Source organism: Pseudopedobacter sp. (assembly GCF_040392825.1).
GTDB lineage: Bacteria > Bacteroidota > Bacteroidia > Sphingobacteriales > Sphingobacteriaceae > Pseudopedobacter.
Genome location: NZ_JBEBVH010000360.1, coordinates 1 through 3,331 on the forward strand (window position 1 = coordinate 1; position 3,331 = coordinate 3,331).

General features: G+C 36.7%; 2 protein-coding genes. One reads left to right on the forward strand and one right to left on the reverse strand.

Features of this window, described 5'->3' with window-relative positions:
- Positions 1-2,348: penicillin-binding protein 1A (locus ABWO41_RS16900; RefSeq protein WP_353140530.1), on the reverse strand; the 2,348-nt coding region annotated here is incomplete at its 3' end.
- A 130-nt stretch (positions 2,349-2,478) separates the two neighbouring features.
- Here ABWO41_RS16900 and ABWO41_RS16905 point away from each other — a divergent pair.
- On the forward strand, positions 2,479-3,331 hold an 853-nt coding region (locus ABWO41_RS16905; protein WP_353140533.1), incomplete at its 3' end, for a polyphosphate kinase 2 family protein.

The window sequence follows — 3,331 nt, forward strand, 5'->3', positions numbered from 1 at the left end:
TGTTTTACTTGTTCAGGAGTTTTCTTATCCTCAGATTTTTGAACTACAGGAGCATTTTGAGCAGGCTGAGTTGGTTCAACAATCGGAATTTCAAAATTTGTGGAGTCTACTTCCAGACTATCATTTGAGGTTGTATCTGGCACATATCTTGGTGTAGGACAATTGAGATCCTTAGTGATTTTAACTTTGGCTTTAGGGAAAGGACCCATAGTATAACCTGTAGATGGGTCTTTGTAGACCTTTTCCATAAACTTACCGAAAATAGGTAATGCCGTTCTTGAGCCTTCACCTGTTTCTCCATTTTTAAAGTGTGCAGTACGTTCATCGCAGCCTACCCAAATACCAGTTACTAAGTCTTTGGTTACACCCATATACCATGCATCAACATAATCGCTTGATGTTCCCGTTTTACCACCAATCTGGTTTCCTTTTTTCCAAAGGTCCCATTCCCATAAGGCTTGAGATGTCCCCCCAGGTTCTTCCATACCACCTCTTAGCATATAAAGCATTAGCCATGACATTTCTTCAGATAACACTCTTTTTGTTTTGGCTGTAAATTCTTCAATAAGGTTTCCATCAAGATCAGTGATCTTTTCTACAAGGATCGGATCTGTTTTTAGACCTCCATTTAAGAAAGTTCCATAAGCTCTAACCATTTCGAAAACAGTAACATCATTTGGGCCTAAACTAACGGAAGGTACAGATTCTAAATGGCTGTCGATACCACATTCATGAGCCCACTTTACTACATTATCCCAGCCCACTTTTTCTGTGATCTGTGCGGTAATGGTATTTACAGATCTTGCCATAGCTAAACGGAGCGACATTTCACTATAGGAATTGCTCCAGCTTGCATTTTTAGGCTCCCAGTATTCTGTTTTTCCTTTTTCCTGATAGGCTATTCTAACGGGTTTATCCGTGAATTTATCACATGGTCCTAAACCGCTTTCGAGTGCAGCCAGATATGCAAAAGGTTTAAATGTAGAACCAGCTTGTCTTTTTGACTGATTTACATGGTCATACTTAAAGTATTTATGATCTAATCCACCTACCCAGACTTTTATTTTACCGTTAAAAGGATCAAGGGTCATCATTCCTGTATTCATCATTTTTCCGTAATAACGGATAGAGTCCATGGTAGAAAAAAGTGTATCACGATCACCTTTCCAGGTAAAGATTCTCATCTTTTTCTTTTTATTGAACCAGGATGTTATAGAGTCAGGATTGTTGGGGTATTTCTTTTCTAGTATTTTATAAATAGGAAGGCTACGCATAGCACGATCTGGATAATCCACTTTTTTACCTTCAGAATCTTCCCATGGATCTTCATTTCCCCAAACACTATAAAATCTCCTCTGGATAGTTTTCATTTGTTCAGCTACAGCTTCTTCAGCATATTGCTGAAGTTTAGAATCAATGGTTGTATATATTTTTAACCCGTCTTCGTATAAGTCGTAATTGTTGTCTTTACACCATTTTTCCAGGTATTTATCTACTGCTGCTCTTAAGTAAGAATCACCGTCACTACCATCATCAACTCTTCCTTCTTTAAGTTTTATCGGTGTGCTTTTATAGGTGTTTAATTCGGCAGTTGAAATGTAATTGTACTTATTCATTTGCGCAAGGGCCACGTTACGACGTTCCAATGCTTTTTGAGGGTTTTTAATAGGATTGTACGTTGTTGTTCCTTTTAGCATACCCACCAAAAGGGCTGCTTCAGGTACATCAAGTTGATTGGCTTCTTTATCAAAATAAATGCGTGATGCTGTTTTGATACCATATGTGTTATTACCAAAAGATACCGTATTCAAGTACATGGTAATGATATCATTTTTAGAATAGTTAGATTCTAATTTTACTGCTGTGAGCCATTCTTTAAGTTTAGCAATAAGGGTGCGGACTACAGGAATGCGACTTAAAGCCCCCTGTGATTTATTGTATCTTGTTCTGTAAAGGTTCTTTGCCAGTTGTTGCGTAATGGTACTTGCTCCTCGTTTGTCGCCCGTTGCAGTAGAGATTCCGCTGGAAAGGAGGGAACGAAAATCGATTCCCATATGTTTATAGAACCGTACATCTTCTGTAGCAATTAAAGCATTAATGATACTTGGTGATATTTCCTTAAAAGTTACCGGTGTACGGTTCTCTTTGTAATAGCGACCTATTAACTTACCGTCGGAGGTGTATAATTCTGAACCGACACGAAGTGTAGGTGTTTTAATATCTTCATAGGATGGTGAGTACCCAAATAGCCATAAGAAATTGAGTTGCAGTGCACAAAAGAAGATGATGATACAAAAAAGGAATATGCTTGGATAACGGATGTACTTATTGCGAATTTCTTTAAACATGGGAGTAAAGATGAAAAAAACGTAAAACAGTTTGTGTTAAATAGTGTTAAAGTTATCAGACAAAATTAACATATTTAATCAATAGAATTTTATTCTAAATTTAAAGCTGGCCGATTAGAATTGAAAAAAAATGGAAAATGAGATCAAACAATATTTAGTTGAAGCAGGTAAAAAGGTTTCATTAGAACATTATAGTACTACTTATAACGGTGACAGAGATAAAGGGACTTCTAAAGAGGAATTAGAAGAAACCAAGGAAGAGCTTGCAAAGTATCAGGAAACAATGTATGCTGCTGATTCTCGATCTGTACTGATTATTTTTCAAGCCATGGATGCTGCAGGGAAAGATAGTGCCATTCAGCATGTGATGACCGGTTTTAATCCACAAGGGTGTCAGGTTTATAGTTTTAAAACTCCAACCGCAGAAGAATATGATCATGATTTTTTATGGCGCCATTATAAAGCTTTACCTGAACGTGGTCGTGTAGGAATTCATAATCGATCACATTATGAAAATGTATTAGTTTGTAAAGTGCATCCAGAATATGTATTGAGTGAAAAGATTCCCGGATATCAGGATGTAAAAAAAGTAGATAAAGATTTTTGGAAGAGAAGGTATGAAAGTATTCGGAATTTTGAGAAACACATTAGCGATAATGGAACTGTTATAGTGAAAATATTTCTGCATGTATCTAAAGAGGAGCAAAAACAACGTTTTCTGGATAGAATTGATGACCCCTCAAAAAACTGGAAGTTCTCTTCTGGTGATATAGCTGAACGTGCTTTATGGAATGATTATATGAAAGCGTATGAAGAAGCCATATCAGAAACCTCGACAGATGCAGCTCCATGGTATATTATTCCTGCAGATAAAAAATGGTATGCCCGCTTGGCAATCAGCAAAATCCTGATAGAAACTTTTAAAGGTTTAAATCTTAAGTTTCCCGAGCTTCCTAAAAATGAATTGTTAAAACTAGATGATA